We start from the raw sequence: 22,695 nt of genomic DNA on the forward strand, positions 1-22,695 counted from the left end.
AACCGGCCGTTTTCCATTTATTCACTTAGCCATTACCGAGGAAGAGCCGTACAGAAACTCGAGACAAAAGGGAGGTAGGCTCCTTGATAGATGTTAATAATTTTGAGTATATGAAAATCGGATTAGCGTCACCCGATAAAATTCGCTCATGGTCTTATGGAGAAGTCAAAAAGCCAGAAACAATCAATTACCGTACACTGAAACCTGAAAAAGATGGTTTGTTCTGTGAACGTATTTTCGGTCCTACAAAAGACTGGGAATGCCATTGTGGTAAATACAAGCGTGTTCGTTATAAAGGCGTCGTCTGCGATCGCTGTGGCGTTGAAGTCACACGTTCAAAAGTTCGTCGTGAGCGCATGGGCCACATTGAACTAGCAGCTCCTGTATCTCATATCTGGTATTTTAAAGGGATTCCGAGCCGCATGGGACTTATCTTAGATATGTCTCCGCGTTCACTTGAAGAAGTTATTTATTTTGCTTCTTATGTAGTCATCGATCCTGCGGATACACCGCTTGAGAAGAAACAACTTCTTTCTGAAAAAGAATACCGCGCTTACCGTGATAAGTTTGGGAAAAAATTCCAAGCTGCTATGGGAGCAGAAGCAATCAAGCGTCTATTGCAGGAAATCGACCTTGAACGCGAAACGGATTCTTTAAAAGAAGAATTGAAAACAGCTCAAGGCCAACGCCGCACCCGTGCGATCAAACGCCTTGAAGTGGTTGAGTCATTCCGTAACTCAGGGAATAATCCTGATTGGATGATTCTTGATGTTCTACCTGTTATTCCACCCGAACTTCGCCCGATGGTTCAATTAGACGGGGGCCGCTTTGCGACTTCTGATTTAAATGATCTCTATCGCCGCGTAATCAACCGGAATAACCGCTTGAAGCGTCTTTTAGACCTTGGAGCACCAAGTATCATTGTTCAAAACGAGAAACGCATGCTTCAGGAAGCTGTTGATGCATTGATCGATAACGGCCGTCGCGGTCGTCCGGTCACAGGACCTGGTAACCGTCCATTGAAATCTCTTTCTCATATGCTGAAAGGGAAGCAAGGGCGTTTCCGTCAGAACCTTCTTGGTAAACGAGTGGATTATTCGGGCCGTTCGGTTATCGTAGTTGGACCTAACCTGAAAATGTATCAATGTGGTTTGCCGAAAGGTATGGCAATTGAATTGTTTAAACCTTTCGTTATGAAAGAATTGGTTGAACGTGGATTGGCCCATAACATCAAGAGTGCAAAACGCAAAATCGAACGTCTTCATTCTGAAGTTTGGGATGTATTGGAAGATGTCATCAAGGAGCATCCGGTTCTACTGAACCGAGCACCGACTCTTCACAGATTGGGTATCCAGGCATTTGAACCGACACTAGTTGAAGGTAAAGCAATTCGTCTGCATCCGCTTGTATGTACTGCATACAATGCCGATTTCGATGGTGACCAAATGGCTGTTCACGTACCTCTATCATCTGAGGCTCAGGCAGAAGCTAGATTATTGATGCTTGCAGCTCAAAACATTTTGAATCCAAAAGACGGAAAACCTGTTGTAACACCATCTCAGGATATGGTTCTAGGAAACTATTACTTAACACTTGAGCGTAAAGGTGCTACAGGAGAAGGCGCAACTTTCTCAGGACCTGAAGAAGTGATGATCGCTTATCAAACAGGCCATGTGCACTTGCATACACGTATTGCAATCCAAGCTAGAGCCGTCAACAACCCGACATTCACAGAAGAACAGAACAAAATGCTTTTATTGACAACTGTCGGTAAAATTATTTTTAATGAAATTCTGCCGAAGTCATTCCCATATATCAACGAACCGACTGATTACAATCTGCAGGTGGAAACACCATCGAAATATTTCGTCGCGACAACGACGGATATTCGTAAGCATATTGAAGAAGCGGAACTTGTGACACCGTTCAAGAAGAAAATTCTTGGTGAAATCATCGCAGAAGTATTCAAACGTTTCCATATTACGGAAACTTCTAAAATGCTTGACCGCATGAAGAGCCTTGGATTTAAATATTCGACACAAGCCGGCATTACTGTTGGTGTGGCGGATATCGTAGTTCTTCCGGATAAGGGAGAAATTCTGGTCGATGCCCAAGAAAATGTAGATAAAGTAATGAAACAATTCCGGCGCGGATTGATTACAGAAGAAGAGCGATATGCACGTGTCATTTCGTATTGGAGTAATGCAAAAGACATCATCCAGAGCAAACTGATGGCGTCTCTTGATAACTTGAATCCAATCTTTATGATGAGTGATTCCGGAGCTCGTGGTAACGCATCTAACTTTACGCAGCTGGCGGGTATGCGTGGATTGATGGCCAACCCGGCTGGGCGCATTATCGAACTTCCGATTAAATCTTCCTTCCGTGAAGGATTGACAGTACTTGAATATTTCATCTCTACCCACGGTGCGCGTAAAGGTCTTGCCGATACAGCACTTAAAACAGCCGATTCTGGTTACTTGACCCGTCGTTTGGTAGATGTTGCACAAGATGCAATCGTCCGCGAAAATGACTGTGGCACTGACCGAGGCTTGCTGGTAGGAGCGTTGATGGAAGGCACAGAAGTGATTGAAGAGCTTGATGAGCGTATCGTTGGCCGTCATGCTAAGAAAACAATCCGCCATCCGGAAACAAAAGAAATAATTGTAGCAAAAGATGAATTGATTACACAGGATTTGACTCGCCTCATTGTTGAAGCGGGAATCAAAGAAGTAACGATTCGCTCTGCGTTCACATGTAATACAAAACACGGCGTTTGTAAGAAATGTTACGGCACTAACCTGGCAACTGGAGACGAAGTTGAAGTGGGCGAAGCAGTAGGTATTATTGCAGCTCAATCAATCGGTGAACCAGGAACTCAGCTTACGATGCGTACATTCCATACAGGCGGGGTTGCAGGAGACGATATTACACAAGGTCTTCCGCGTATCCAGGAAATATTCGAATCGCGTAACCCGAAAGGCCAGGCAGTAATTTCAGAAATTACAGGTACAGTTACTGAAATCGATGAAATCCGCGAAGGCCAGAAAGAAGTAACGATTCAAGGTGATGTTGAAACACGTAAATACCTGGCTCCTTATAATGCGCGCATCAAGGTTCAAGTTGATGACGTCATCGTTCGAGGTGAAGTATTGACGGATGGTTCAATCGATCCGAAACAATTGCTTCAAGTAAAAGACGTTCAGGCTGTTCAAGTGTATCTATTGAAAGAAGTTCAGAAAGTATACCGTATGCAAGGGGTAGAAATCGGTGATAAGCACGTAGAAGTTATGGTCCGTCAAATGTTCCGTAAAGTACGTGTCATTGAAGCCGGCGATACTGAATTGCTGCCAGGTTCACTTTTGGATATTCACCAATTCACTGAGGCCAATGTCAAAGCGGTGCTCGAAGGCAACTTGCCGGCGACAAGCCGTCCTGTAATCTTGGGTATCACGAAAGCTTCTCTAGAAACAGAATCATTCCTATCAGCCGCGTCTTTCCAGGAAACGACCCGCGTCCTAACAGATGCAGCAATCAAAGGGAAACGTGATGAGCTTCTGGGATTGAAAGAGAATGTGATCATCGGTAAACTTGTTCCAGCCGGAACAGGAATGCAACGTTACCGTCAAATTAAAATTGCACAAAGCGAAAAAGCTGCGAAGCAGGAAATCGTCGGAACAGAGTCATAAAATAGATAGATGGGTTCCGGGGAGCTTTTGAAACCTCCCCGGGATTTTTTAAGAATTCAGTTGACAGCATTGTCATAGAATGATAATATGTTGAGGGTTGATGGTTAACGGTCTGACACTTTGGAGGATATGCAAATGTCTAATGAAAAAGTAAAACAGGCAAGTCAAATAATCATCGGTACAAAGCAGACAGTAAAAGCATTAAAAAGCGGTATTGTCCAAGAGATAATAGTGGCAAAAGACGCGGACGATCGAATGACCGAACAGATTATCCAACTAGCCTTAGAAAAAGGTATTCGGATCGAATTTGCAGATTCACGATTGAAGCTTGGCAAAGCATATGGCATTAATGTCGGTGCAGCTGCTGTGGCTATTACTGGATAACAGTTTTTGTGTAAAACACAAAGACTTTGTTTTTTACCCAAAAATGAACCACCTGGATATGTGGTATTAGAACACCTTTTGAGAGGAGGAAAAATCGATGCCTACAATTAACCAATTAGTTAACAAGCCTCGTAAACCAAAGAGCACGAAATCAGATTCACCAGCGTTAAACAAAGGGTATAACAGCTTTAAAAAGTCTCAGACTAACGTGACATCACCACAGAAACGTGGAGTATGTACTCGTGTTGGTACGATGACACCTAAAAAACCAAACTCCGCATTGCGTAAATATGCGCGTGTGCGTTTGACGAACCAAATTGAGGTTAATGCTTACATCCCTGGAGAAGGTCACAACCTTCAAGAGCACAGTGTAGTTCTTCTTCGCGGCGGACGCGTAAAAGATTTACCGGGTGTGCGTTACCATATCGTACGTGGAGCACTTGATACAGCTGGAGTTAACGGCCGTATGCAAAGCCGTTCTAAATACGGAACTAAACGTCCTAAAGTAAAAAAATAATAAGTTAAATAAACGAAGAGATTTCGTTGAAAGGAGGAACATACATGCCTCGTAAAGGTCCTGTAGCTAAACGTGACGTGTTGCCAGATCCAATTTATAATTCAAAATTGGTGACACGCTTAATTAATAAAATGATGGTTGACGGAAAAAGAGGTACTTCACAAAAGATCCTATACGGAGCGTTTGAGTTAGTTAAAGAACGCAGCGGTAAAGATCCGATTGAAGTATACGAACAAGCATTGACTAACGTTATGCCAGTTCTTGAAGTACGCGCTCGCCGTGTTGGTGGAGCTAACTACCAAGTACCGGTTGAAGTTCGTCCTGAACGCCGTACAACTTTAGGTCTTCGCTACCTTGTAAACTATTCACGTCTTCGTGGAGAGAAAACAATGGAAGAGCGTTTGGCTAATGAAATTTTAGATGCAGCTAACAACACTGGTTCAGCTGTTAAGAAACGTGAAGATATTCATAAAATGGCGGAAGCAAACAAAGCGTTTGCTCACTATCGCTGGTAATTTCTTTCGAGATGTTTACATCTTAATCCGAAACGGAAGGAGAAAAACAACATGGCTAGAGAGTTCTCCTTAGACAAAACACGTAATATCGGGATCATGGCACACATTGATGCTGGTAAAACGACTACTACGGAGCGTATTTTATATTACACTGGTAGAATCCACAAAATTGGGGAAACGCATGAAGGTGCTTCTCAAATGGACTGGATGGAGCAAGAGCAGGAACGCGGTATCACAATCACGTCTGCTGCTACAACTGCTTCATGGAAAAACCACCGTGTTAACATCATCGATACTCCAGGACACGTAGACTTCACTGTAGAAGTTGAACGTTCATTGCGCGTACTTGATGGTGCTGTTACAGTTCTTGATGCTCAATCAGGTGTTGAGCCTCAGACTGAAACAGTTTGGCGCCAAGCTACAACATACGGAGTTCCACGTATCGTATTCATCAACAAAATGGATAAAATCGGTGCTGATTTCCTTTACTCTGTAGGTACTTTACATGATCGCCTACAAGCAAATGCTCACCCGATCCAATTGCCAATCGGCGCAGAAGACGAGTTTTCAGCAATTATTGACCTTGTTGAAATGAACGCTCGTTTCTATGCAAACGATTTGGGGACTGAAATCACAGAAGGTGAAATTCCTGAAGAGTACAAAGAGCTTGCTGAAGAGTGGCACACTAAACTAGTGGAAGCTGTTGCTGAGCTTGATGAAGACTTAATGGAAAAATACCTGGGTGGGGAAGAAATCACTGTAGAAGAACTTAAAGCTGGTATCCGTAAAGGAACACTAGATGTTGAGTTTTACCCAGTGGTTTGCGGAACTGCATTTAAAAATAAAGGGGTTCAATTAATGCTTGATGCAGTAATTGATTACCTGCCATCTCCACTTGATGTACCACCAATGACTGGTGTTCTTCCGGATTCAGATGAAGAAGTATTGCGTAAACCTAGCGAGGACGAGCCATTCTCTGCGTTGGCGTTTAAAGTAATGACAGATCCATATGTTGGGAAATTGACTTTCTTCCGTGTGTACTCTGGATCTCTTAAATCTGGTTCGTATGTTCAGAACTCTTCTAAAGGCAAGCGTGAGCGCGTAGGACGTATCCTTCAAATGCACGCAAACTCCCGTGAAGAAATCGCTGAAGTATATTGCGGAGATATTGCTGCTGCTATCGGCCTTAAAGATACATCAACTGGTGATACTTTAAGTGACGAGAAACAACAAGTAATTCTTGAACGTATGGTATTCCCAGAGCCTGTTATCTCACTTTCTGTGGAACCTAAGTCAAAAGCGGATCAAGATAAAATGGGTCAAGCCCTTGCAAAACTGCAAGAAGAAGATCCAACTTTCCGTGCGCATACTGACCAGGAAACTGGCCAAACGATCATCGCAGGTATGGGTGAGCTTCACCTTGATATCCTAGTTGACCGTATGCGCCGTGAATTCAACGTAGAAGCTAACGTGGGTGCACCTCAGGTATCTTACCGTGAGACATTCCGTGAGTCTGCTAAAGTTGAAGGTAAATTCGTACGCCAATCTGGTGGACGCGGACAATTCGGACACGTTTGGATTGAGTTCTCTCCAAACGAAGAAGGAGCAGGTTTTGAATTTGAAAATGGTATCGTTGGTGGTGTTGTTCCACGTGAATACATCCCAGCAGTTGAAGCGGGTCTGCGCGACTCTCTAGACAACGGTGTTATTGCCGGATATCCTTTGATCGATATCAAAGCACGCTTGTTCGATGGCTCTTACCATGATGTTGACTCGAATGAGATGGCATTTAAAGTTGCTGCTTCTATGGCGCTTAAAAATGCAATTTCTAAAGTTAGACCGGTTCTTCTTGAGCCAATTATGCGTGTCGAGGTTGTTATCCCTGAGGAATACCTCGGAGATATCATGGGTGACATTACGTCACGCCGAGGCCGTGTAGAAGGTATGGACGCTCGCGGAAACGCACAAGTAGTTCGTTCTATGGTACCTCTTGCAGAAATGTTCGGTTATGCAACTTCATTGCGTTCAAACACGCAAGGCCGCGGTGTGTTCTCAATGCATTTCGATCACTATGAAGAAGTACCGAAATCAATTTCTGAAGAAATCATCAAAAAAAATAAAGGTCAATAATTGAATTTTGATCTTTAATAAAGTATAAATAGTTTGTATGCACGGAATAATAGGGCCCTATTATTCCGGCACTTCAAACGAACATTCACTTACATTTTGAGGAGGATTTTTCTAATGGGAAAAGCTAAATTTGATCGTTCTAAAACGCACGCGAATATTGGTACAATTGGTCACGTTGACCATGGTAAAACAACTTTGACTGCAGCAATCGCTACAGTTCTTGCTAAAAAATCAGGCGGGGAAGCTCGTTCTTACGCTCAAATCGACAACGCACCTGAAGAAAAAGAGCGCGGTATCACAATCAATACTTCACACGTTGAGTATGAAACTGAATCACGCCACTATGCACACGTAGATTGCCCTGGACACGCCGATTATGTTAAAAACATGATCACTGGTGCTGCTCAAATGGACGGCGGAATCTTAGTAGTATCTGCTGCTGATGGCCCAATGCCACAAACTCGTGAGCACATTCTTCTTTCACGTCAAGTTGGTGTTCCTTACCTAGTAGTATTCATGAACAAATGCGATATGGTAGATGACGAAGAACTTCTTGAACTAGTTGAAATGGAAGTTCGTGATCTTCTTTCTGAATATGACTTCCCTGGCGACGATATTCCTGTCATCAAAGGTTCTGCTCTTAAAGCTCTTGAAGGAGAAGCAGAATGGGAAGATAAAATCGTTGAATTGATGAACGCGGTTGATGAGTATATCCCTACTCCACCACGTGATACTGACAAGCCATTCATGATGCCTGTTGAGGATGTATTCTCAATCACTGGCCGTGGTACTGTTGCTACTGGACGCGTTGAACGCGGACAAATCAAAATCGGTGATAACGTTGATATCATTGGTCTTACTGAAGAGCCAAAATCTACTACTGTAACTGGTGTAGAAATGTTCCGTAAATTGCTTGACTATGCAGAAGCTGGCGACAACATTGGTGCACTTCTTCGCGGGGTTTCTCGTGATGACGTACAACGTGGACAAGTATTGGCTAAACCAGGCACAATTACTCCACACACTGAGTTCAAAGCTGAAGTTTACGTTCTTTCAAAAGAAGAGGGTGGACGTCACACTCCATTCTTCACAAACTACCGTCCACAGTTCTACTTCCGTACAACTGATGTAACTGGCGTTTGTAACCTTCCTGAAGGTGTAGAAATGGTTATGCCTGGAGATAACATCGAAATGATCGTTTCTCTAATCTCTCCTATCGCACTTGAAGAAGGAACTAAGTTCTCTATCCGTGAGGGTGGACGTACTGTAGGCGCTGGCGTTGTTGCTACAATCACTAAGTAATAACTGCTAAGTGTTGATTAAAGACCTTGTCTCATTAAACTGAGACAAGGTCTTTTTTTGCTTTAAAATGAAGTATTAAAAGAAATTTCAGCTAAATCAAAGGGTTGTTCATAAAATATTCAAACTTTTTAAAAAATCTACTTAACCCAGTGATAGCAACAATGAAAACGGATACATAGTTTACGAATATTCAAAATTAATAAAAATATAGCAGGAAGTTGATTGACACGCCTTCAAATAGGCGATATGATAGCAACAATTTACAAGACGCAAACTGAATTCGATATATTGCATATTATAAAACTTTCGAGAAAGAAGTGGACATCATGAGCGAACAATTAATTTATTTAAATGGTGAATTCGTTAAAAAGGAAGACGCTAAAATTTCAGTTTATGATCACGGTTTTTTATACGGTGATGGTGTATTTGAAGGAATCCGTTCTTACAACGGTAATGTCTTTCGGCTGGAAGAACATTTAGAGCGGCTTTACGATTCAGCAAAATCCGTGATGCTCGAGATTCCACATACTTTTGAAGAAATGACTAAAATAGTCGTTCAAACATTAAGGGAAAATAAATTTAAAGATGCCTATATTCGTCTTATCGTTTCACGGGGTGTCGGAAATCTTGGATTAGATCCTTATAGCTGTTCTCATCCGAGTGTCATTGTAATCGCTGAACCTTTATCGCTGTTTCCGAAATCGATGTATGAAACAGGGATTGAAATTGTCTCGGTGGCTACACGCAGAAGCCGTTCGGATGTGTTAAGCCCTAAAGTTAAATCATTGAATTACATGAATAATATTTTAGTTAAACTTGAAGCCCACTTGGCGGGTGTTTCTGAAGCGCTTATGCTGAATGACCAAGGTTATGTAGCTGAAGGGTCAGCGGACAACATTTTTATTGTTCGTAAAAATAAGTTATTGACACCTCCAGGCTATGTAGGAGCACTGGAAGGAATTACACGCAATGCAATTATGGATGTAGCTGTTGAAAAAGGCTACGACATCCAAGAAGGCGTTTTTACAAGACATGATGTGTATGTAGCAGATGAAGTTTTCCTTACCGGAACTGCTGCTGAAGTAATTGCAGTAGTTAAAGTGGACGGCCGAGTGATCGGCGAAGGAAAGCCAGGTCCGGTTACGAATGACTTACTAGAATCATTTAGAGAACTAGTTCAGAACGATGGCGTAAAGGTGTATAGCGATCATTTAAACGCAGTATAAAAAAATAGAAGTTCAACTCAATGACGAGGTTAAAGTAGATGGAAACTGTATTCACAGAGAGCCGGTACAGGTGGAAGCCGGTAATACAACCATTTGCGACATCCCCTCTGAGTGGATTGCTGAAAAGCTTCGGCTGTTTAGGTAGTCCCGGTGGTTTGCAAGTTAGAAATCATCGTTATCAGCGGATAAGCAAGACTTATCCATGAGGCTGCGGTTGCGCAGTGAAATAGGGTGGTACCATGAAACTTTTTCATCCCTATGCGAAGAACATGTTTCTTTGTGTAGGGATGGAAAAGTTTTTTTGTTTTATTCCACCGGAGACTTAGAAAAGGAGGCGGAAGGATTGGGAGTAAACGTACAGGTTAGAGAAGAAGTTAAACAGAAGCTGACAGGCAATGGTGCAGACGTACTGATTCAATCTTTAAAAGGTCAAGGTGTAGACATCATTTTTGGATATCCAGGAGGCGCGGTGCTGCCAATTTACGATGCCTTGCACAAAAATCCAATACGCCATGTATTGGCTAGACACGAACAAGGTGCAATCCATGCCGCTGAAGGCTATGCAAGAGTATCGGGGAAAGCCGGAGTTGTTCTTGCTACATCGGGTCCTGGAGCCACGAATTTAGTGACCGGCATAGCAGATGCCATGCTGGATTCCTTGCCACTGGTCATCTTCACAGGCCAAGTTGCAACTTCCGTAATTGGAACTGATGCTTTCCAGGAAGCGGACATCATCGGTATCACACAACCGATTACAAAGCATAATTATCAAGTGAAAAAAGTAGCGGATCTTCCGAGAATCATTAAAGAAGCATTCTATATTGCTTCCACAGGACGTCCTGGTCCGGTTCTGGTCGACATTCCTAAAAATATTGCAACCGAATTGTTCATGTCCAATAAAGAAGAAGAGGCCGTGTATCTACCGGGTTATCAACCGACAACAAATCCGAATTACCTTCAGATCCAAAAAGCTGCACAATTATTATCCCAGGCGAAAAAGCCATTGATCCTAGCTGGAGCTGGTATACTCGCTGCAAAAGCGACAGAAGAGCTGAAAACTTTTTCTGAAAGACACCAAATTCCAATCACGAACACATTACTCGGTTTGGGCAGTATCGCTGGCGAACATGAACTATTCCTAGGAATGGCCGGCATGCACGGAACTTATACAGCGAATACAGCAATTTGTGATTGCGATGTGTTATTGAACGTAGGCGCACGGTTTGATGATCGGTTGACGGGAAATCTTGCTAGCTTTGCTCCAAACGCACAAGTCATCCATATCGACATCGACCCTGCAGAAATCGGCAAAAACGTTCCAACAGCGATCCCGATTGTAGCCGATGCTAAAGAAGCGTTGTCTCAATTGCTCAATCAAACGTTTGAAAGCCCGGATACCGCTGAATGGCTAGCGAAGCTATCCGGTGACAAAGTGGAATACCCACTTCAGTATCATTTGAAAGGCCGGGAAGGTATTCTCCCTCAACAAGCGGTTGAGTTGATACACCGCTTGACCGGAGGCAATGCAGTCGTAACAACGGATGTAGGCCAGCACCAAATGTGGGCGGCTCAATACTATCGCTTCAACAACCCGCATAATTGGGTGACATCGGGTGGCCTTGGCACAATGGGCTTTGGTTTCCCGGCAGCCATCGGGGCACAATTGGCAAAACCGGATGAGCAAGTTATCTCTATTGTAGGAGATGCAGGATTCCAAATGACTTTACAGGAATTATCGTTGCTTCAAGAGCTGCGGCTTCCGGTGAAGGTTGTTATCTTGAACAACCAAAGCCTCGGTATGGTCAGACAATGGCAGGAAACATTCTACGAAGGGCGTTATTCCCAATCGTTAATTCCTGTACAACCTGATTTTGTGAAGCTGGCCGCAGCTTACGACATCAAAGGCTATAAAGTGGAAACGATGGAAGAAGCAGAAGCGGTTTTCGCAGAAGCATTTAATTCAAACGAGCCAGCCTTGATCGATTGCCGCGTGGTGCAGTTGGAATGTGTTTATCCGATGGTTGCGCCGGGCAAAGGCTTGGATGAAATGATCGGAGTGAAAGGCGAATGAGACGAGTCATTACAACGACAGTGATCAACCAAAGCGGGGTGTTGAACCGCGTTACTGGGTTGCTGATGAAACGGCAGTTCAACATCGAAAGCATTTCGGTAGGCCATACAGAGCAACCTGGTATATCAAAAATGACTTTTGTGGTGAATGTAGAAGATAAAGGCAAATTGGAGCAGTTATTAAAGCAGCTGCAAAAACAAATTGATGTACTCAAAGTGAATGACATTACCGATAAGGCGATGGTGATGAGGGAGCTGGCACTGGTCAAAGTGGTCGTTCCTCCAGCAGTCCGAAATGAGGTTCTCAGCATCGTTGAGCCGTTCCGGGCGACAGTGGTCGATATGAGTAAAAATGTAACAACATTCCAAGTAACAGGCGACCCAGAAAAAATTGAAGCATTTATTGATCTGATGAGACCGTATGGTGTGAAAGAGCTGACCCGAACTGGGGTATCCGCTTTTGTCAGAGAAACACAAAAAGCACAAACACCGCAATTGAACATCCTATAAAAAACCCAAACCCGAGGAGGAAATTAAAATGGCAAAAATGTATTATAACCAAGATGTAAACGAACAGGTACTTAAAGGAAAGACAATCGCGGTGATCGGCTATGGTTCTCAAGGTCATGCACATGCTCAAAACTTAAAAGAATCCGGTTTTGATGTAGTAGTTGGAGTTCGTCCAGGTAAATCATTCGATCAGGCTAAAAATGACGGCATGAAAGTCGTTACCGTAAAAGAAGCGGCAGAAGCGGCAGACGTCATCATGATCTTAGTACCGGATGAAAAACAGACGCAAATCTACAACGCAGAAATCAAACCAGCATTAACGGCAGGTAAATCACTTGTTTTTGCACACGGTTTTAATGTTCACTTTAACCAGATCGTTGCACCTGCAGATGTGGATGTATTCCTAGTAGCACCAAAAGGCCCGGGACATCTTGTTCGCCGTACGTACGAAGCGGGTGCTGGAGTTCCTGGATTGATCGCAATCCATCAGGACGTTTCAGGGAAAGCTCAAGAAGTTGCACTGGCTTACGCAAAAGGAATCGGAGCTACACGTGCAGGCGTTTTGGAAACGACATTCAAAGAAGAAACGGAAACAGATCTATTCGGAGAACAAGCAGTCCTTTGCGGCGGTGTGACTTCACTTGTAAAAGCTGGGTTCGAAACGCTTGTTGAAGCCGGATACCAACCGGAAGTTGCATACTTCGAATGTATGCATGAATTGAAATTGATTGTTGACCTTATGTATGAAGGCGGCTTGTCAGGAATGCGCTACTCAATTTCCGATACAGCTCAATGGGGAGATTTTGTTTCAGGACCACGTATTGTTGACGCAGATACAAAAGCCCGCATGAAAGATGTACTTACGGATATCCAAACAGGGAAATTCGCAAAAGGCTGGTTGCTTGAAAACCAATTGAACCGTCCGGAATTCACTGCAATCGAAAAAGCGGAAGAATCCCATCAAATTGAACAAGTTGGACGTGAATTGCGTGCGATGATGCCATTCGTTAATGAAGGCAAAAAAGCTAAACAAAAAGAGGTGGTTGCCAATGTCACAAATTGATATTTTCGATACGACATTACGAGACGGGGAACAGTCGGCCGGGATCAACTTGAACACAGCAGAGAAAATCGAAATCGCCCGCCAGCTTGAACGTCTGGGAGTGACGATTATCGAATCAGGGTTTCCTGCTTCATCTCCAGGAGACTTTGACGCTGTGCAGCGAATCGCAGGCACGGTGAAGAATTCAATTGTAACGGGTTTGGCCCGTTCGATTGAAAGTGATATTGATCGGACATGGGAAGCGTTAAAAGGAGCGGAACAACCGCATATTCATATCTTTTTAGCGACATCACCCATCCATATGGAAACAAAATTATTCAAAACACCGGAGCAGGTTGTGGAATTGGCAGTAGCATCGGTAAAATACGCGCGTAAGTTCTTCCCGTTGGTCCAATGGTCAGCGGAAGATGCTTCCCGTTCAGATCCGGAATTCCTGGCTCATATTATCCGCAAAGTCATTGAAGCCGGCGCCACAACCATCAACCTTCCAGACACGGTTGGTTATGCAACTCCTCATGAGTACGGTGCCATGTTCAAATACATGACAGAAAATGTGGTGGGCATCGAAAATGTGAAGCTCTCAGCACATTGCCATAATGATTTGGGAATGGCCACAGCCAATACATTGGCCGCCATTGAAAATGGCGCTACTCAAATTGAGGGAACCATCAATGGCATCGGTGAACGTGCCGGAAATGTCGCACTTGAAGAAATTGCGGTTGCTTTGCATATCCGCAAGCAAATCTTCAATATCGAAACGGGCATCAATCTTCATGAAATCAAACGCACCAGCCAACTGGTCAGCCAGTTGACAGGAAGCCTGATTCAGCCGAATAAAGCAGTCGTCGGTAAAAATGCGTTTGCCCATGAATCCGGTATCCACCAGGATGGCATGCTGAAGAACCCGTTGACTTATGAAATCATTACACCGGAATTGATCGGCGATGCGGCAACTGAATTGGTACTTGGTAAACATTCGGGACGCCACGCCTTTAAAGATCGGGCCATCAAGATGGGCTTTGATTTATCTGATGAGAAGTTAAATAAAGCATTTGTTGAATTTAAGAAATTAGCCGACAGCAAGAAAGAAATTCTGGAAGATGATCTTTACGTATTGCTGACCGATCAACAAATCCATGACACTGAAACACCGGTTTATAAACTGGAGAGTGTACAGGTGCAATATGGTACAGCAAACATTCCGACAGCCACTGCTTCTGCTTATCACCCAAATGGGGAATTGATCAACGAAGCAGCTACTGGAGCCGGTTCTGTTGAAGCAATCTTCAACACGCTAGAACGAATTGTCGAAGGAAAAGTCCATATTCTTGATTACCGTGTGACGTCCATCGGTAAAGGGCGCGATGCCTTAGGGGAAGCGGTTATCAATATGAGTTATAACGGCGAGACAGTCACAGGCCGCGATGTTGCACAGGATGTTCTCGAAGCAACAGCAAAAGCATATTTGAATGCAGTCAATCGTCAAATCGTCCAAGTCGGGAAAAAAGTCAGGATGTCTGCAGTGTAAAAAGAACAGATTGAAAGAGGAGGAATTTAAAATGAAAAAAACAATAGCGGTATTGCCAGGAGACGGAATCGGACCAGAAGTAACAGATGCAGCGGTAAAGGTGCTGCAATCCATTGCAATGCGTTATGGACATACTTTTCATTTAAAGCACGCGGCAATCGGTGGCACAGCGGTTGATCAATTTGAAAACCCACTGCCTCAGCAAACCATTGAGGTTTGTGAAGCGAGCGACGCGATTCTCCTCGGTGCTGTCGGAGGAACGAAATGGGACAGTAACCCTGCTCATCTGCGTCCTGAAAAAGGGCTTTTGAACATCCGGAAGCATTTTGATTTGTTCGCCAATATCCGTCCGGTCAAAGCCATACCGTCCTTGCTGGCTTCGTCTCCTTTAAAGGAAGAAGTAGCAAAAGAAGTGGATATGGTCATCGTCCGCGAATTGACGAGCGGCTTGTATTTCGGAGAACCGAAACGCCGCTCAGAGAAATCGGCAGTGGATACATTGGTTTATACGAGACAGGAAATCGAGCGCATTGTTAATCAGGCGTTTGAAATCGCCCGTACACGCAGAGGCAAAGTGACTTCGGTCGATAAAGCCAATGTACTGGAAACCAGCAAATTATGGCGCGAAGTCGTGGAAGAACGCCGTAAAGCGTATCCAGATATCGAAGTGGAGCATATGTTGGTCGATTCGGCAGCGATGAAACTGATTACGGATCCACGTGCTTTCGATGTCATGGTAACAGAGAATATGTTCGGTGATATCTTGAGCGATGAAGCTTCGGTCATCACAGGTTCACTTGGCATGCTGCCATCTGCGAGCATCCGTTCAGACGGCTTCGGCCTTTACGAACCGGTACATGGATCAGCGCCGGATATCGCTGGACAAAACAAAGCGAATCCATCTGCTGCTATCTTGTCAGCTGCGATGATGCTGAAGCATTCATTCGGCCTTCATACGGAAGCTGCTGCGATTGAAAAAGCAGTAATGAGCGTTTTGGAAGATGGCTATTGCACGGGAGACCTGGCTGGGCACGGAAAACGTGTAGTTTCAACCGATCGATTTGTAACGAAAGTTGTGGAAGAGTTGGAAAGAGAATTTGTATCAGAACACATCATGTATTCTTATGTGTAAGTGAAAGGAGCGGTTCGCATGGCAAAAACAATCATAGAAAAAATTTGGGAACAACATATCGTCTTCGAAGAGCAAGGAAAGCCGGACCTGCTATATATCGATCTTCATTTATTGCATGAGGTGACATCTCCGCAAGCGTTTGAGGGGCTTCGGCTGAATGGACGGAAAGTCCGCCGTCCGGATCTTTGCTTCGCTACGATGGACCATAACGTTCCAACACGGAACCGGGAGACGATCACAGATCCCATTTCGCGAAAACAGATCAAAACTTTGCAGGATAATTGCGACGAGTTCGGTGTTCCGCTTGCGGGCATCAACCATCCAGACCAAGGGATCGTCCACGTGATCGGACCAGAACTAGGTTTGACCCAACCCGGCAAGACCATCGTCTGTGGGGATAGCCATACCTCAACGCACGGTGCCTTCGGTGCTTTGGCATTTGGTATCGGCACCAGCGAAGTGGAGCACGTCTTGTCCACTCAAACGCTATGGCAATCAAAGCCGAAAACCATGGAAGTTCGGATTGACGGAAAATTGGGCTTTGGTGTTTCTTCTAAAGATGTTATCCTGGCTATTATTTCGAAATTTGGCATCGACATGGGAACTGGCTACATCATGGAGTATACAGGTGAAGCCATCCGTGGGTTGTCGATGGAAGAACGCATGACGATCTGCAATATGTCGATTGAAGCAGGCGCACGGGCTGGGTTGATCAGTCCTGATGAAAAGACAGTGGAATACTTGAGAGGGCGCAGAAACGTGCCTGAAGGTGATGCGTTTGAAAAAGAAGCCGCGCGTTGGCTGGCTCTTGCAACAGATGAAGGCGCACAGTATGATGCGTCTGTGACGATTCATGCGGATGAGATTTCTCCATTCGTTACATGGGGCACCAATCCTTCAATGGGATCAGGCATTGCGGAAAGCGTTCCATCTGAAGCGGACTATGATAAACAGTCGGATAAAGATGCGTTGAAGCAAGCTTTGGCTTATATGCACCTGGAAGAGGGGACACCACTTTCTTCGATTGATATCCAGCATGTCTTTATCGGCTCTTGTACGAATGCCCGTCTTGGCGATTTGCGTGCAGCCAGTGAAATTGTCAAAGGCAGAAAAGTGCATCCATCCGTGACTGCAATTGTTGTTCCTGGATCTGAAACGGTCAAACGTGCAGCTGAACAAGAAGGCTTGGATCAGGTATTTCTTGAAGCCGGCTTTGAATGGCGTGAGACAGGATGCAGCATGTGCCTGGCGATGAATGAAGACTCGGTGCCTGCAGGCGAACGTTGTGCGTCCACATCCAACCGGAATTTTGAAGGACGCCAAGGAGCGGGATCGATGACGCATCTGGTAAGCCCTGTAATGGCAGCAGCCGCCGCGATTGAAGGCCATCTGACAGATGTCCGCAATTACATGAAAGAGTCCGTACCATCAGCATGACAGTCGGAAATGAGGAGGCCCATCGATGAAACCGATCAATAAAATTTCAAGTGTCCTAACGCCACTTGAACGTAAAAACGTAGATACTGATCAAATCATTTCAAAAGAGTTTCTAAAACGTATTGAACGAACAGGATTCGGCAAATATCTATTCTATCATTGGCGCTTTCATGCCGATGGTACACCGATAGAAGAATTTGTTTTGAACGATCCTCGATTCGACGGCTCCGAGATTCTGGTCGCACAAGAGAATTTCGGCTGCGGTTCTTCTCGTGAACATGCCCCGTGGGCGATTTTGGATTACGGATTCCGCGTAGTCATCGCTCCCAGTTATGCAGACATCTTCTATAACAACTGCGTGAAAAATGGCATCTTGCCGATTCGTTTAAAAGATGAGGAAGTCAATGCCTTGATTGATAAGGGACAGCGCGAGGAATTCAAGTTGGAAATCAATTTGGAGGACCAGACTGTCAACAGCCAGGACGGCATACGCTATGAATTTGATATCGATCCATACTGGAAGGAAATGCTGTTGAAGGGCTGGGACGAAATTGCCTTGACGTTCCAGTACGATGACTACATCGCAGCCTATGAGGAAAAACAGCGGCAGGCTTAATGTGAATATGTCTGAACAAGTTGTTTTTCATGAGAAGACCCTTTACGTAACCGTAAAGGGTCTTTATTTTTTGGACTTTTTTGTATTTAAAGGATTCATCAATCCGTTGTTGACAAGCAATTCGTGATTTGTTAATTTAAAGTGTGTACTTTAACGCTTTAGCAAACTAAAGGAGAGTTTACTTATGAATGCAGTTGTTGTCGCTGTCTTAGTCATGCTCGTACTGAGCTTATTGCGCGTGAACGTCGTCTTCGCTTTATTGATCGGCGCACTTGCAGGTGGGTTGAGCGGTGGATTATCATTTATGGATACATTAACATCATTTACAGACGGTTTAGGTGCAGGCGCGACGATTGCGCTCAGCTATGCCATGCTCGGCGGCTTTGCCGTAGCGATTTCACGCACCGGCATACCGGAGCTGCTCGTGTCAGGCGTCCTGAAGCTGGTCAATAAGGACGGAGAGGCGACGCGGGAGAATTTGGCGAAAGCTCTCATCATCATTGCGCTTTTGGCAATGGCTATCTTCTCGCAAAACCTGATTCCGATCCATATCGCTTTCATCCCTTTATTGGTTCCACCAATTTTGCATATTCTAAATGAACTGCGGATCGACCGCCGCTTGATCGCTGCGGTCCTGACGTTCGGCCTGACGGCGCCTTATATTTTATTGCCGTATGGTTTTGGGTTGATTTTCCATGAGATCGTCTTTACTCAAATGGAACTGGCCGGCCTAACAATTGATATGGCTGACATTCCGAGAGCGATGGCGATTCCGGTCGCGGGCCTGTTAGTGGGATTGGTCATCGCGGTGTTCATCTCTTACCGCAAGCCGAGGGATTACCATAAAACATCCTCTACTATAGAAGGAACTCTGAAAAAGACGGCTTCAACCAAAGATGTTCTGGTGACGATTGTCGCATTGATCGCTGCACTAGTTGCACAGATCCAGACAGATTCGATGATCATTGGTGCACTTGCAGGAATTCTTGTGCTTTATGTTTTTGGAGCAATGAAATGGCGGGAAGCTGACGATGTCTTGACAGAAGGGATGCGCATGATGGCATTTATCGGTTTTGTCATGATTACAGCGAACGGCTTTGCATCGGTCATACAAGCGACAGGAGCCATCGAGCCGCTTGTTGAAAGTGTATCGGACTTGTTTGCCGGCAATAAAGGCATTGCAGCTCTAGCCATGCTTATCGTCGGTCTGTTCGTGACGATGGGCATCGGCTCATCGTTCGCAACGATTCCGATCATTGCGGCGATTTTCGTCCCGCTGAGTCTCGAGTTCGAATTCTCCACCATGGCGATCATCGCTTTGATCGGTACGGCAGGAGCATTGGGTGATGCAGGGTCGCCGGCGTCCGATTCGACATTGGGGCCGACTGCCGGATTGAACGTCGATGGACAGCACAATCACATTTGGGATACGTGTGTTCCGACCTTCCTTCATTACAATATCCCGTTGGTGATTTTCGGCTGGGCAGCCGTGATGTTGCTTGGATAAGCTCGAAATGTTCGGACTATTATCGTCTGACTTGATGTTCTAATAAATCCTGTTATAATAAAAAAAGCGAATAAGAAAGAATTTCGTGGAAGTACTTGCGGAATTCTTTTTTCTTTTGTATAATGGTGAATGTTGGTCTTTGACTGCGATGAAGCGAGAGGTTACCGATACACCCGGCCGCTTTGCCATGGCGAGTGATTGGAAAATTTTCGTGGAGAATGTCTATCAAAAATAGGCGAAAAGGAGGGAAAATAATGGCAAAACAAAAAATTCGTATCCGTTTAAAAGCATATGATCACAGAATTCTTGATCAGTCTGCCGAGAAAATTGTAGAAACCGCTAAACGTTCAGGTGCAAGCGTATCGGGTCCGATACCGTTGCCGACTGAAAGATCGGTCTACACAATCTTACGTGCTGTCCATAAGTACAAAGATGCTCGTGAGCAGTTTGAAATGCGTACACACAAACGTCTAATCGATATCGTTAACCCGACACCACAAACTGTCGATGCGTTGATGAAACTTGATTTACCGTCAGGCGTTGACATTGAAATTAAACTTTAATCGGTAAACGAAATAGAAAAACATAAATAACCACAGGAGGTGTGACAACATGACCAAAGGAATCTTAGGTAGAAAAATCGGTATGACGCAAGTTTTTGCTGAGAACGGTGATTTAATCCCTGTAACTGTTATTGAAGCTGCTCCAAACGTAGTACTTCAAAAGAAGACAGTAGAGGTTGACGGCTACGAAGCAATCCAATTAGGTTTTGAAGACAAGCGCGAAAAGCTTTCGAACAAACCTTCTAAAGGACACGTAGCAAAAGCGAACACTGCTCCTAAGCGCTTCATTCGCGAACTTCGCAATGTAAACTTAGCTGATTACGAGATTGGTCAAGAAGTCAAAGTAGATGTATTCGCAGAAGGCGATGTAGTAGATGTCACAGGAACAACAAAAGGTAAAGGTTTCCAAGGTGTTATTAAACGCCACGGACAATCTCGCGGACCAATGTCTCACGGTTCACGTTACCACCGTCGTCCTGGTTCAATGGGTCCGGTTGCTCCTAACCGCGTATTCAAACAGAAGAAATTACCTGGTCAAATGGGTGGCACGACAATTACGATTCAAAACCTTTCCATCGTGAAAGTTGATCTTGAACGTAACCTGCTTCTTATTAAAGGTAATGTTCCTGGTTCTCGCAAAGCATTGATCCGTGTTAAAACGGCAATTAAAGCGAACTAATAATTTTTAGAGAAAGGAGGAAACAAGAATGCCTAAAGTAGCTTTATTAAATCAAACAGGTTCACAAGTGGGCGACATCGAATTGAACGACTATATCTTCGGTATCGAGCCAAATGAATCAGTGTTATTTGACGCAGTAGTGTCTCAACGCGCTTCACTTCGTCAAGGTAACCATAAAGTAAAAAACCGTTCTGAAGTAGCTGGTGGTGGTAAAAAGCCATGGCGTCAAAAAGGAACTGGACGTGCTCGTCAAGGGTCGATTCGTTCACCACAATGGCGCGGAGGCGGTATCGTATTCGGTCCAACTCCACGTAGCTATAGCTACAAACTTCCTAAGAAAGTCCGTCGTTTAGCTCTACGTTCTGCACTTTCATCTGCAGTAATCGGAGAAAACCTGATGGTACTTGAAGGATTGACATTTGATGCACCGAAAACAAAAGCTTTCAACCAGTTGATCCAAGACCTTTCAATTGGCAAAAAAGCATTGTTCGTAACTGCTGACCTTGATGAGAACGTTGCAAAATCTGCACGTAACCTTCACGGAATGACAGTAGTAGCAGCAGATGGCATTAACGTTTTAGACTTGCTTGGACATGACAAAATTGTCATGACAAAAGCAGCGATTGAGAAAATTGAGGAGGTGCTTAGTTAATGGAAGCACGTGATGTAATAAAGCGTCCGGTCATTACTGAGCAATCATCTGAAGTAATGGCAGAGAAAAAGTACACTTTTGAAGTGGACACTCGCGCAAATAAAACCCAAGTTAAACAAGCCGTACAAGAGATCTTTGGCGTGAAAGTTGAGAAAGTCAACATCATGAACTACAAAGGCAAATTCAAACGTATGGGCAAACATGCAGGATACACAAACAAACGCCGTAAAGCGATTGTTAAATTGACTGCTGAATCTAAAGACATCGAGCTATTCGAAATTTAATTTCCATAAGTTCTTAAAGAACTATTAAAGAAGGAGGGAAACAACGTGGGCATAAGAAAATATAAACCTACCACTAACGGTCGTCGTAACATGACGAGTTCAGATTTCGCTGAAATCACAACGAACAAACCTGAAAAATCGCTTTTACGACCTGTAAAGCGCAAGGGCGGCCGTAATAACCAAGGTAAAATAACTGTACGCCATCACGGTGGTGGACATAAACGCCAATACCGTGTTATCGATTTCAAACGTAACAAAGATGGCATTCCAGGACGCGTTGCTACAATCGAGTACGATCCAAACCGTTCTGCAAACATCGCTTTGATTCACTACGCTGATGGTGAGAAACGTTACATCCTCGCTCCTAAAGGAGTTGAAGTTGGAACTCAACTTATGTCAGGTATTGAAGCAGATATCAAGGCAGGTAACGCTTTGCCGTTGTCAAACATCCCAATGGGTTCTACAATCCATAACATCGAATTGAAGCCAGGCGGCGGCGGACAACTAGTTCGTTCTGCAGGAACTTCAGCTCAGGTATTGGGTAAAGAAGGAAAATACGTAACAGTTCGTTTGCAATCAGGCGAAGTTCGCATGATTCTTGCTACTTGCCGCGCTACTATCGGTGCAGTAGGAAATGAGCAACACGAATTGATCAACATTGGTAAAGCAGGACGTAATCGCTGGAAGGGCAATCGCCCAACAGTCCGCGGATCTGTAATGAACCCTAACGATCACCCACACGGTGGTGGTGAAGGACGCTCGCCAATCGGACGTAAATCACCAATGTCTCCTTGGGGCAAACCTACTCTTGGATACAAGACACGTAAGAAAACGAACAAGTCAGATAAATTTATCGTGCGTCGTCGTAAAAAATAATTTGATTCCGCTACG

Annotated in this window: 20 protein-coding genes; all 20 read left to right on the forward strand. The window is 44.4% G+C overall.

Annotation, left to right across the window (positions count from 1 at the left end):
- Positions 1-83: 83 nt before the first annotated feature.
- The 20 genes from rpoC (at position 84) to rplB (ending at position 22,680) form a co-directional block, all read left to right on the forward strand.
- Positions 84-3,689, forward strand: coding sequence for a DNA-directed RNA polymerase subunit beta' (rpoC, locus tag ACRC6Q_RS18340; protein ID WP_223643158.1), 3,606 nt, complete (start codon positions 84-86; stop codon positions 3,687-3,689).
- 135 nt (positions 3,690-3,824) lie between these two features.
- Positions 3,825-4,073, forward strand: a complete 249-nt coding sequence (locus ACRC6Q_RS18345; protein ID WP_223643160.1) for a ribosomal L7Ae/L30e/S12e/Gadd45 family protein — start codon at positions 3,825-3,827, stop codon at positions 4,071-4,073.
- A gap of 97 nt (positions 4,074-4,170) precedes the next feature.
- Positions 4,171-4,590, forward strand: coding sequence for a 30S ribosomal protein S12 (rpsL, locus tag ACRC6Q_RS18350; RefSeq protein ID WP_049694534.1), 420 nt, complete (start codon positions 4,171-4,173; stop codon positions 4,588-4,590).
- A 44-nt stretch (positions 4,591-4,634) separates the two neighbouring features.
- Complete coding sequence (gene rpsG / locus ACRC6Q_RS18355; RefSeq protein ID WP_223643162.1) at positions 4,635-5,105, forward strand: 30S ribosomal protein S7; 471 nt, start codon at positions 4,635-4,637, stop codon at positions 5,103-5,105.
- Positions 5,106-5,156: 51 nt separating this feature from the next.
- Entirely contained in the window at positions 5,157-7,235 is a 2,079-nt protein-coding gene (gene fusA / locus ACRC6Q_RS18360; RefSeq protein WP_223643164.1) for an elongation factor G, read from the forward strand.
- A gap of 114 nt (positions 7,236-7,349) precedes the next feature.
- Positions 7,350-8,537, forward strand: coding sequence for an elongation factor Tu (tuf, locus tag ACRC6Q_RS18365; RefSeq protein WP_431467195.1), 1,188 nt, complete (start codon positions 7,350-7,352; stop codon positions 8,535-8,537).
- A 326-nt stretch (positions 8,538-8,863) separates the two neighbouring features.
- A complete protein-coding gene (ilvE, locus tag ACRC6Q_RS18370) occupies positions 8,864-9,763 on the forward strand; it encodes a branched-chain-amino-acid transaminase (RefSeq protein ID WP_223643166.1) in 900 nt (299 codons plus the stop codon).
- 343 nt (positions 9,764-10,106) lie between these two features.
- Positions 10,107-11,834, forward strand: coding sequence for a biosynthetic-type acetolactate synthase large subunit (ilvB, locus tag ACRC6Q_RS18375; protein WP_223643169.1), 1,728 nt, complete (start codon positions 10,107-10,109; stop codon positions 11,832-11,834).
- A complete protein-coding gene (gene ilvN, locus ACRC6Q_RS18380) occupies positions 11,831-12,343 on the forward strand; it encodes an acetolactate synthase small subunit (RefSeq protein ID WP_223643171.1) in 513 nt (170 codons plus the stop codon). The genes ilvB and ilvN overlap by 4 nt, the downstream gene beginning before the upstream one ends.
- A 28-nt stretch (positions 12,344-12,371) precedes the next feature.
- Positions 12,372-13,406: a ketol-acid reductoisomerase gene (gene ilvC, locus ACRC6Q_RS18385; protein ID WP_223643173.1), complete on the forward strand. Its 1,035-nt coding sequence runs from the start codon at positions 12,372-12,374 to the stop codon at positions 13,404-13,406.
- Positions 13,393-14,934 carry a 2-isopropylmalate synthase gene (locus ACRC6Q_RS18390; protein WP_223643175.1) on the forward strand — a complete coding sequence of 514 codons (1,542 nt, stop codon included), beginning with the start codon at positions 13,393-13,395 and terminating at the stop codon, positions 14,932-14,934. The genes ilvC and ACRC6Q_RS18390 overlap by 14 nt, the downstream gene beginning before the upstream one ends.
- 31 nt (positions 14,935-14,965) lie before the next feature.
- Positions 14,966-16,066 (forward strand): 3-isopropylmalate dehydrogenase, encoded by a 1,101-nt coding sequence (gene leuB, locus ACRC6Q_RS18395; protein ID WP_223643177.1) that lies wholly within the window; start codon positions 14,966-14,968, stop codon positions 16,064-16,066.
- Between the two features lie 18 nt (positions 16,067-16,084).
- A complete protein-coding gene (leuC, locus tag ACRC6Q_RS18400; RefSeq protein WP_298833541.1) occupies positions 16,085-17,503 on the forward strand; it encodes a 3-isopropylmalate dehydratase large subunit in 1,419 nt (472 codons plus the stop codon).
- A 25-nt stretch (positions 17,504-17,528) separates the two neighbouring features.
- Positions 17,529-18,119, forward strand: coding sequence for a 3-isopropylmalate dehydratase small subunit (leuD, locus tag ACRC6Q_RS18405; protein ID WP_223643181.1), 591 nt, complete (start codon positions 17,529-17,531; stop codon positions 18,117-18,119).
- Positions 18,120-18,303: 184 nt separating this feature from the next.
- Positions 18,304-19,626 (forward strand): Na+/H+ antiporter family protein, encoded by a 1,323-nt coding sequence (locus ACRC6Q_RS18410; protein WP_431467196.1) that lies wholly within the window; start codon positions 18,304-18,306, stop codon positions 19,624-19,626.
- A gap of 254 nt (positions 19,627-19,880) precedes the next feature.
- Positions 19,881-20,189, forward strand: a complete 309-nt coding sequence (gene rpsJ / locus ACRC6Q_RS18415; protein ID WP_006828927.1) for a 30S ribosomal protein S10 — start codon at positions 19,881-19,883, stop codon at positions 20,187-20,189.
- A gap of 49 nt (positions 20,190-20,238) precedes the next feature.
- Complete coding sequence (rplC, locus tag ACRC6Q_RS18420) at positions 20,239-20,868, forward strand: 50S ribosomal protein L3 (protein ID WP_223643185.1); 630 nt, start codon at positions 20,239-20,241, stop codon at positions 20,866-20,868.
- Positions 20,869-20,896: 28 nt separating this feature from the next.
- Entirely contained in the window at positions 20,897-21,520 is a 624-nt protein-coding gene (rplD, locus tag ACRC6Q_RS18425) for a 50S ribosomal protein L4 (RefSeq protein ID WP_223643187.1), read from the forward strand.
- Complete coding sequence (rplW, locus tag ACRC6Q_RS18430) at positions 21,520-21,804, forward strand: 50S ribosomal protein L23 (RefSeq protein ID WP_006828930.1); 285 nt, start codon at positions 21,520-21,522, stop codon at positions 21,802-21,804. Before rplD ends, rplW begins: the two co-directional genes overlap by 1 nt.
- Positions 21,805-21,849: 45 nt before the next feature.
- The gene (gene rplB / locus ACRC6Q_RS18435; RefSeq protein WP_142830547.1) at positions 21,850-22,680 is read left to right on the forward strand and encodes a 50S ribosomal protein L2; all 831 of its coding nucleotides are present in this window, start codon (positions 21,850-21,852) and stop codon (positions 22,678-22,680) included.
- Positions 22,681-22,695 lie beyond the last annotated feature (15 nt).

The sequence above is a fragment of the Planococcus sp. SE5232 genome, from assembly GCF_050686535.1.
In the GTDB taxonomy this organism is placed as follows: domain Bacteria; phylum Bacillota; class Bacilli; order Bacillales_A; family Planococcaceae; genus Planococcus.

What these genes read in the sequence shown, in the direction of transcription:
- ACRC6Q_RS18390 (WP_223643175.1), top strand. Translation starts at nt 13,393, where the DNA reads ATGTCACAAATTGATATTTTCGATACGACATTACGAGACGGGGAACAG.
- ilvC (WP_223643173.1), top strand. Translation starts at nt 12,372, where the DNA reads ATGGCAAAAATGTATTATAACCAAGATGTAAACGAACAGGTACTTAAA.
- tuf (WP_431467195.1), top strand. Translation starts at nt 7,350, where the DNA reads ATGGGAAAAGCTAAATTTGATCGTTCTAAAACGCACGCGAATATTGGT.
- rplW (WP_006828930.1), top strand. Translation starts at nt 21,520, where the DNA reads ATGGAAGCACGTGATGTAATAAAGCGTCCGGTCATTACTGAGCAATCA.
- rpsG (WP_223643162.1), top strand. Translation starts at nt 4,635, where the DNA reads ATGCCTCGTAAAGGTCCTGTAGCTAAACGTGACGTGTTGCCAGATCCA.
- rplD (WP_223643187.1), top strand. Translation starts at nt 20,897, where the DNA reads ATGCCTAAAGTAGCTTTATTAAATCAAACAGGTTCACAAGTGGGCGAC.
- leuD (WP_223643181.1), top strand. Translation starts at nt 17,529, where the DNA reads ATGAAACCGATCAATAAAATTTCAAGTGTCCTAACGCCACTTGAACGT.
- ilvN (WP_223643171.1), top strand. Translation starts at nt 11,831, where the DNA reads ATGAGACGAGTCATTACAACGACAGTGATCAACCAAAGCGGGGTGTTG.
- rplC (WP_223643185.1), top strand. Translation starts at nt 20,239, where the DNA reads ATGACCAAAGGAATCTTAGGTAGAAAAATCGGTATGACGCAAGTTTTT.
- ACRC6Q_RS18410 (WP_431467196.1), top strand. Translation starts at nt 18,304, where the DNA reads ATGAATGCAGTTGTTGTCGCTGTCTTAGTCATGCTCGTACTGAGCTTA.
- leuB (WP_223643177.1), top strand. Translation starts at nt 14,966, where the DNA reads ATGAAAAAAACAATAGCGGTATTGCCAGGAGACGGAATCGGACCAGAA.
- fusA (WP_223643164.1), top strand. Translation starts at nt 5,157, where the DNA reads ATGGCTAGAGAGTTCTCCTTAGACAAAACACGTAATATCGGGATCATG.
- rpsL (WP_049694534.1), top strand. Translation starts at nt 4,171, where the DNA reads ATGCCTACAATTAACCAATTAGTTAACAAGCCTCGTAAACCAAAGAGC.
- ACRC6Q_RS18345 (WP_223643160.1), top strand. Translation starts at nt 3,825, where the DNA reads ATGTCTAATGAAAAAGTAAAACAGGCAAGTCAAATAATCATCGGTACA.
- leuC (WP_298833541.1), top strand. Translation starts at nt 16,085, where the DNA reads ATGGCAAAAACAATCATAGAAAAAATTTGGGAACAACATATCGTCTTC.
- ilvE (WP_223643166.1), top strand. Translation starts at nt 8,864, where the DNA reads ATGAGCGAACAATTAATTTATTTAAATGGTGAATTCGTTAAAAAGGAA.
- rpsJ (WP_006828927.1), top strand. Translation starts at nt 19,881, where the DNA reads ATGGCAAAACAAAAAATTCGTATCCGTTTAAAAGCATATGATCACAGA.